5 protein-coding genes and 2 pseudogenes are annotated in these 7,645 nt (G+C 56.8%); 3 read left to right on the top strand and 4 right to left on the bottom strand.

The window, feature by feature from the left end; all coding sequences use genetic code 11:
• Positions 1-911: IPT/TIG domain-containing protein (locus tag QO005_RS22995; protein ID WP_307160359.1), on the bottom strand; the 911-nt coding region annotated here is incomplete at its 3' end.
• Positions 912-1,302: 391 nt separating this feature from the next.
• Between QO005_RS22995 and QO005_RS22990 the strand changes: the two genes are divergently transcribed.
• From QO005_RS22990 to QO005_RS22980, 3 genes are read left to right on the top strand one after another with little or no spacing between them, the layout of a single operon-like run.
• A complete protein-coding gene (locus QO005_RS22990) occupies positions 1,303-1,977 on the top strand; it encodes a phage tail protein (protein WP_307160358.1) in 675 nt (224 codons plus the stop codon).
• Positions 1,974-2,285: a DUF6916 family protein gene (locus tag QO005_RS22985; RefSeq protein WP_307160357.1), complete on the top strand. Its 312-nt coding sequence runs from the start codon at positions 1,974-1,976 to the stop codon at positions 2,283-2,285. The genes QO005_RS22990 and QO005_RS22985 overlap by 4 nt, the downstream gene beginning before the upstream one ends.
• A gap of 26 nt (positions 2,286-2,311) precedes the next feature.
• Positions 2,312-2,833, top strand: a complete 522-nt coding sequence (locus QO005_RS22980; protein WP_307160356.1) for a GNAT family N-acetyltransferase — start codon at positions 2,312-2,314, stop codon at positions 2,831-2,833.
• Between the two features lie 100 nt (positions 2,834-2,933).
• On the opposite strand, the pseudogene QO005_RS22975 reads toward QO005_RS22980, so the two are convergent.
• From QO005_RS22975 to QO005_RS22960, 3 genes and pseudogenes are all read right to left on the bottom strand, one after another.
• Positions 2,934-4,078 (bottom strand): annotated as a pseudogene (locus QO005_RS22975) (tyrosine-type recombinase/integrase).
• Complete coding sequence (locus QO005_RS22970) at positions 4,075-4,479, bottom strand: type II toxin-antitoxin system VapC family toxin (protein ID WP_307160355.1); 405 nt, start codon at positions 4,477-4,479, stop codon at positions 4,075-4,077. The pseudogene QO005_RS22975 and the gene QO005_RS22970 overlap by 4 nt, the downstream one beginning before the upstream one ends.
• A gap of 182 nt (positions 4,480-4,661) precedes the next feature.
• Positions 4,662-7,635, bottom strand: a pseudogene (locus QO005_RS22960) (Tn3 family transposase).
• Between the last annotated feature and the right edge of the window lie 10 nt (positions 7,636-7,645).

Raw genomic sequence — 7,645 nt, 5'->3', positions numbered from 1 at the left:
GCACCGGAGGTGACGGCATAGGAGTAGGGCGTGGAGCCGCCGGATGCCGTGACGGTCTGGCTGTAGGACGTACCGACCGTTGCCGCCGTCAGCGTACCGGCGGTCGGGCTGAAGGTGATGGTCGGTGTGACGTAAGTGAAACTATTGGTGAGTGTCCCGGAACCGGAGGAGGTTGTCACGGCAACGTTTTTTGCACCAGCGGTTCCAGCCGGGGTGACTGCGGTAATTTGCGTCGCGGATACAACGTTGAAACTGGTTGCAGCTTGCCCGCCGATCGTCACGGCTGTGGCCCCGGTAAAGCCTGTTCCCGTGATGGTGATGGTTGTGCCTCCGGCTGTCGAGCCGGAGGTGGGTGATACGGCCGTTACGGTCGGCGCGGCCACGGGTGCCGAGGCAGCGCAACTGGCGCTAAACGTCAGGGTGTTGTAGGCCGACGGCGAGGATCCACTATCTTGAGTGACATCAAGAATGATCTGGATGTTATCGATTGATCCTGTCGCGGTGAAATTCCCGGACTTGCTGATGTTTCCGTTCAGATTGCTGTCGTCGACAAGCAGGTTTCCATAGTTGTCGTTGTAGATGACGATGGCCGAGGAAGAGCCGGACGATGCCGCGCCGGTTGTCGAATAGGACCACGCGACATACTCGCCTGGGCTGAGTTGCTGATAATCGTATGTCTCATCCGTTGTATTTGTCAGGTAGTGCGGGGAGCCGAAATCTGAATTGATCAGTGCGCAAGTGGCTGACAGGGCGTGCGCTGCTTCAGGCGCCACCAAGGCGGTCATTACGGTCATGAACAGACCGATACCTGCCCGGGTCAGCCTATCAGTGCTTTTCAGCCTAGACGATTCTACGCCTTTGTTTGTCTTTGTGTGAAAAACCTTGCTGCACAACGTCTTGCTGAATTGCATTCTCGATAACGCCCCGGATCGATGCAAGGTAGCGATGATTAGCTGTTTGTCCTAACGGCCAGAACGTGCCACCCCTAAAGCGGGCATTCCCCACGAAGCGCCCGCTAATCGAGCATTATGCGAGCGAGGCTCGAATAGCAATCTTCTCATGTTTCGATAACTGTTGCCACTCACGGTTTTCTTTCGACTGTGGCTAAAACACCTCTTTCTAAGAACGAAAAACGACATGCACGGCGTGGATGCAGAATGATGGCCAAAATAGGGCTTGCGACAACATCTGAAAATTGCAATAAATTATATAATGAAGTTATGATTGAAGTGAATTCTCGTCGCGCAGTCCAAATCGTTTGCGGGTTTTCAATTTCCTTGTTTTCAGTGTGGAGGAGTTTTCATGGACGCGTTTCTCGCGACGATCTTGCCAGTTGGCTTTAATTACGCGCCTGACGGGTGGCAAATGTGCTGGGGCCAGCAATTGTCTATCAATCAGTATACCGCAGTTTTTTCTTTGATTTCAAACTATTACGGAGGAAATCAGACGACGTCCTTCAACCTGCCCGATCTGCGTGGCGCCATGCCGATCGGATACGGACAGCGCCCGACCTCGAGCGTCGTTTATGGCATTGGCAATAAGGGCGGACAGGACTCGGTCACGCTGACCCAAAGCCAGATGCCCATGCATACGCATGCGGCCGATTTTACACCGACGGGGCATGCAACGGTGAATATTCCTGCACAGTCGGGATCGCAGACTGCAACCTTAAAGGTCAGCCCGGCTGCGGGAACGGCACAACTGCCGACAACGGGGCTGGTGCTTGCAGGTGGTGGTACCTCGGCTACGAAAATCTACGGAAATGTGTCAACGTCTCCGGTCACCCTGGATAGCAGCAGCGTTTCGATTTCTGGAAATGCACCAACGACAGCGCAGAATATCGCCACAAATGCAATCACGGGTGGAGCGGTGGCAATTCAGCCGACCGGTGGCAATGCCGCGATCGATGCGAGGCCTCCTTTTCTCGCCATCAACTTCATTTTCTGCGTTCAAGGTCTTTATCCCGTCCGGCCATGATCGTTTCTATTTTGAATGCTGCACATCTGGTGCCGTTTGTCGGGACGTCGTTCAACCTGATCAACGAAAGCGGCACAAGCCGCGTGTTGCTTGACAAGGTTGTGGAATATCCTGCGAGCACCGCGCCTGGAGCCCCAAGGACTGCGTTCAGCCTGTTTTTCAGCCTGCAAAAAAGCGAAGCCTCTGAAATCGAAAGCGGACATTTTGCCATTGAGCATGATGATCTGGAGACGATCGCATCCGTTTATATCGAGCGCGTTCTCGCTTCGCGGCCCGATGAAATACGGCTGGAAGCGGCTTTCAACTGAGACGGTTACGAACTGGAAAAACGGTCATGAATGGATTCACCGGCTCCTTCATGCTGGGCGAGGGGTTGAACCTGCGTCTGGTGCGAAAAAGAGATCAAGACCTTATTTTTCAGCTCTTCATGGAGAGCCGTCCATGGTTATCATGGGCAGACGCCAACTCCGATTTCATTCATGACCTCTATGAACAACAGTTCAAGGCAATGCGTGCCGGCGTGGAAAGTGTTTATCCGGATCATCTCGATTTCATCATCGAGAACTCCGGCTCTTCCGTAGGCCGAATCATCGTGGATCTCGGATATGCAGACTGGCGGATTTCCGAATTGCAGGTGCTCAAAAAAGCGCGCGGGCTCGGAATAGGCTCCAACGTGATCAGAGGGCTTCAGGCCGCGGCGACGAGAGGAAACGTTCCCTTGACGCTGTCTACGCCGATGTTCGGTTCCAACAGTTTTCCTCTCTATCAGAGGCTCGGTTTCCGGGTGATTCAGGAACAGACGCCAATGTATCATCTGGCCTGGTTTCCGCCTGGAGAGGTAGCTCGGGAAGTTTGAACGGCGAGGATAACTATGCTGTAGTGAAAATCAGGACATAAGGATTCCGTTTTAGCGTTTAGCTTAGGTCCTACGTCCTCGATGGGCGTGGTTCAGTGTCTTAATCTATGAGCCTTGCCGCTCGTCCGCTCCGCCTATTCGCGCTGTTGTAATAGCTCGATGCCTGCTGCACGGATCGATGCCTGGACTGCTCCATGGCCTCGGGCAGCGGAATGCCGCGATTGGCCGCTTCGGTGAGATAGCCTGATCGCAGGCCATGGGCGGAAAACTCGGCCGGATCCAGTCCAGCCAGAAGCGGGCGCTGGTTGACGATGTCGTTGACGGCCTTTGGGTCGAGTGCGCGGAGAGAGACATTCCCCAGCGATCGACCGCCCGAAACACAATGCCACGCTCAATGCGCGCCGCCGCCATCCATGAATTCAGCGCCTCAACAGGCCGGCCTGTGAGATAAACTACTTCGTCATTGTCGCCACCGCTGGTCTTGGTGCGACCCAGGTGGATGGACAGCGATGGAAGGGGAGCTCCGCCATCAACGGGAATAGGGGCCTCAATGTTCAGCTGCTCCTTGCGCAGCCCGGCGATTTCGCTGCGGCGTCTTCCGCCAGAGGCGAAGGCCACCATGAGGATCGCCCGGTCCCGCAGATCCTTGAGGGTGTCTGTGCGGCACGTGGCCAGCAGTTGCGAAAGAACGTCCCCTGTGACCGCCTTGGCACTCTTGCGTTTCCTCGGCCGCGGCATGGCACGCACCGAAAGTCGGATGGGGGACTTGAGGGCAGGGGAGGTGAACATTCCCTGCAATCCTCGCCACTTGGTCAGCGTCGACCAGGTCGCAAGCCGCCGGCGCACTGTATCAGGCGCATGCGGCCCGGGCGACCGCAAAAATCCCAGGACACGAAGCCTGGCTTCGACCTCTGCCGGCATGCCGTGCTGGGGATCGCTCAAACGCTTTTCCGGGTCCCAGAGATGATGGGCCACGAATTTCAGGAGCAGGGCTTCGGGCGCCGGCCAGGGCAGCGAGGCACCGGTCGCCGCCAGTGACCAAGCCTGCAGGTAGGCGAGATCTGAGGTCAACGCCCGCAGGGTGTTTTCTCCCATGCCTTGGTTGACAAGATGCCGGAGCGTTTCGACATCCTGGTCGGTTAGAAGCTCGGCCAACCCGTCGCGTCGCTCCATCGGGAGGACCGCGGCGATCGTGTCGAGGTCGTGGACACGGCGACCCAGCGCCTTTTCGAGGGAATCGGTCATGTGATCGAACATGCCGGGTGAAATTTCAGGTCGGTTTGCGAGAAGTCGCGGCCCTTGAAGAGCAGCGGCGCCTTAGCCACTGCGGACACGGCATAGGAAAAACAATCGCCCATGTTGAGGCTTGCCGGATGGCGGCCCTTGCCGAACTGATCAAAGGCTTTTTCAGCCGCAAAGTAGTGGCGTTCGCCAAAAGCAACAGTGGTGACGTTCGGCAACTCAATCAACTGTCTGATGATTGCAGCGGCGTTCGCAAATTTCCGACCTGTTAGCACCATCCGGACCTCAACAAGGGTCGGCCAGCCGACCAGAATTTCTTCGCGGGTAACTAGCGAATGAAACAGGGTCGCTTCCGGCTCGTTCAGGGACGTCGCAACGATCACCGAGGTATCGATGACGATCATATCGGCAGGCCGTTTTCGTCATAGAAATCATCATGGGCTGAGGTCGTACCCGGTGGAACAGAACGTCGACCTTCAGCCATCAGCTCCCAGAGCGCGTCGGCTGGCGTTTGGGTCGACTTCTCACGTAACTCCTGCTCATAGGCCCCTGAACATTAAAGGGGCACAGATATACGGTAGGCAAATCATGAGGCGAACGGAATTGCGCGGAACCCGTTTTCGTCGAGTGTCGGTTTTACTTCCCAGAGGTAATCACCGGTCAGGTTTACATGCTCCCATGTGAGCGGTGACAAGCTGGAGAGTAGATGATCGGGGATGGTCTGTCCCGTATTACGCAGAGCATCGATGACACGACCGATGTAGATTGTGTTCCAATGAATGATGGCGGTGACAACCATGTTGAGTGCGGAAGCCCGGATCGAAAGGTTTTCCTGACTGCGATCGCGGAAACGTCCGAGACGATGAAGATTGACGGCTCGCACGAGGCTATTCCGACTTTCGCCCTTGTTCAATTCGGCGGTAGTTGTCTTGCGCAATTGCTCGTCGTTGATCCAGTCGAGGGTGAAGAGGGTTCGTTCAATCCGGCCCATCTGGCGCAATGCCTGGGCAAGATCGCTTTGCCTCGTTGTGGCCGATAATCGCTTCAGTATGAGCGAGGCGCTGACGGTGCGTGTACGCAGCGAGGTCATAAGGCGCAAAATATCGTCCCAATGCGCCCTAATCAGATCGGCATCTATCCGGTCACCCATGACATTCTGAAGAATTCCATATTGCTTGGCCGGTTCGAAGCCATAGAGACATCGCCCGTCGAGATCGGGGATGCGCGGCACGAATGCGAAGCCGAGCACATAACGGAGGGCGAATACAAGATCGCTGACGCCGCCGCCATCGACATGGTGACGGACAATATTAAGGCCAGCGTCGGTTTCCAGCAATGCGTCAAGCACGTGAACGGCTTCGCTCGCCGTGGCGGCGATGATTTTGGTATGAAAGGGCGCGTAGCGACCAGAGATCGCGGTGTAGAGCTTGATAATCGGGTTGTTTCCATACCTGCCATTGACGCCGCCTGCGACTTCGCCACCGTCGCCAAGATGGATATGTTGTCCGTCCGACGAGGAAACAGCGTGCGAGCCGAACACCGCTGAGAACGGGGCAGAGTGTTGAGCCTCAACCAGCTTGGCGAGCGCCAGCGCGAATGTCTCTTCGCGAAAATGCCAGATTGCCATCTGCTGTAGCTGGCGGCGCGTGATGCCGGGACAGGCGTGCGCCATCTTCGAGAAAGCCGAGATTTGTGGCTTCGGCGATCAGCGCCGCATAGAACACCCGTAGATCGGAAGGTGGCCGACCGGTCTGAAGGTGCTCGAACAGCGAACTGAAACTGGTCATCCGGTCGATATCGGCCACAAGGTCCGTCAACCGGATCGACGGCATGGCTGTTGCCACCCGCCTTGCGAACGCGATTGCGGCTTCGGTTTCCGTGGTTCTGACCGCTGGTACCCGCAATCCTTTTGCGCCGATGCGGGTATCGCCCCGACCAGCTTCCAGGCGACGTGCCGCCTCACGCAGCTTTTGATTCAGCGCTCCGGCCTTCTGGGCAAGATAGGTTTCGACATCGATCGGAATCGCGACCGGAATGCGGGCCTCGGCTTTGATGACAGCAAACGTCTGTTGCGAGATCATGTGCTCGTCGAGTGCGCGGTAAGCGCGGGAACCACTGATGCATATGTCTCCGGCGGCAATCCTATTCTTCAGCTCAACGACGAGAAAGAGTTCCAGAATTTTCCGGTCGATCGCGCCGTCACCACCAACGATTTCCTTGCGCCATCGCGCGTTTGCCAGCAGCAGCGCCTTGCGGACCCAGGGCCGATCGTTTGATCTGGCTCCTTTCCTCCAGGCAGTTTCCATCTGCAGGATAGCTTCAATGAAATGTGCGTTTCGGCAGTTTCCTTCGAAGGTGAACGATGCCAGAAATGGAGCAGCAAACCGCCGGATGCGAACATATTGAGCCGACAGGTAGGTGATCAGATCATCCTCGCTCTGAGGCCTTTTGATCGCCTTCGCCGAGGCTGTTGCCTGAATAAGCTCTTCCCAGCTCGCCACGGCGGTCACCGCTTCATCAAGGGAAAGTCTGGATTCGCGTTTAGCGGTGATAGCTTCGCCGAAGTTTGCGAAGAAATCCAGTGCGGATGTCGCTGAGGATGCGCTTTCGAGGAGTTGCTTGTCACGGGCTGACTCTGCCTGCCGAAAACTCTTGCCGATCAACGTCTCGAACATGCCGATCGCCGCGTCGGTGAGTGCAATTTCCATTTCCAGAAGAAACGCGGCCAGTGTCGCGTGACGGCGGCCAGGCCGCATCTGCTCAAAGTTCTGTGCAGTCAGACGACGGCCTGCCTGCGCCATACGACGAACGCGGTGAGCCGGGATCGCCTGAAGCACATCATTGGGAATGCCGACATGACGCACGGCCTCCAGTCGATCGATCAATCCCCGCATGGCCGTTGCTCCGGCTTTGCCGGGAGGTTCCCGCAACCAGGATATGCCGCTCTGTTTTGCGCGTCGTCCCACGCCGAGCAATGCTTCTATCCGAAGGGCAAGGTCTGGCGTCAATCGTCCGGCAACATCGGCATACAGCGCCTCCTCGGCTTCGGTACATGCCTGCCCGGCCAACCGTTCCAACAAGGTAATGCCGGGAATGACGATGCGCCTCCGCCGCATCTCGTCAGCCAGCGTCGCAACGACAAATTTGTCTTTCGTCGATACGATCGCAATTCCGCGTGCAAATGCAAGCAGATCGGCGCGTAACGGGTGTGACAGCTCTGTGAAGCCATAGTGCTGACGCGGGATGGCGAGCTGCTCATAGCGGGTTGGTGCTCTCCGGGCAAAAGTGATCAGCGCCTCTGGCTCGATCCCGAGTTGTTCGGCCAGAAACGACAGCGCCACAGAAGGGATGACTTCCCCCCGCTGAATCAGGCGACCGGGATAACGAAGAGCAGAGAGCTGAAGCGCCAATCCCAATCGAGTGTCATCATGGCGTCGCGTTTCGATTAGACGGCGATCATCGTCATCAAGGCTCCAATGCCGGATCAGGGTGTCGTCATCTGCGGGCAAGGCAAGGAAATTCTGCCGTTCGGCATCCGTCAAAATCATGCGGCGAGGCATTGATGCTCTA

Source organism: Allorhizobium paknamense, assembly GCF_030815125.1.
In the GTDB taxonomy this organism is placed as follows: domain Bacteria; phylum Pseudomonadota; class Alphaproteobacteria; order Rhizobiales; family Rhizobiaceae; genus Allorhizobium; species Allorhizobium paknamense.
Note: the sequence above shows the minus strand (reverse complement) of the source record. Positions and strands in the feature narration are given on the sequence as shown.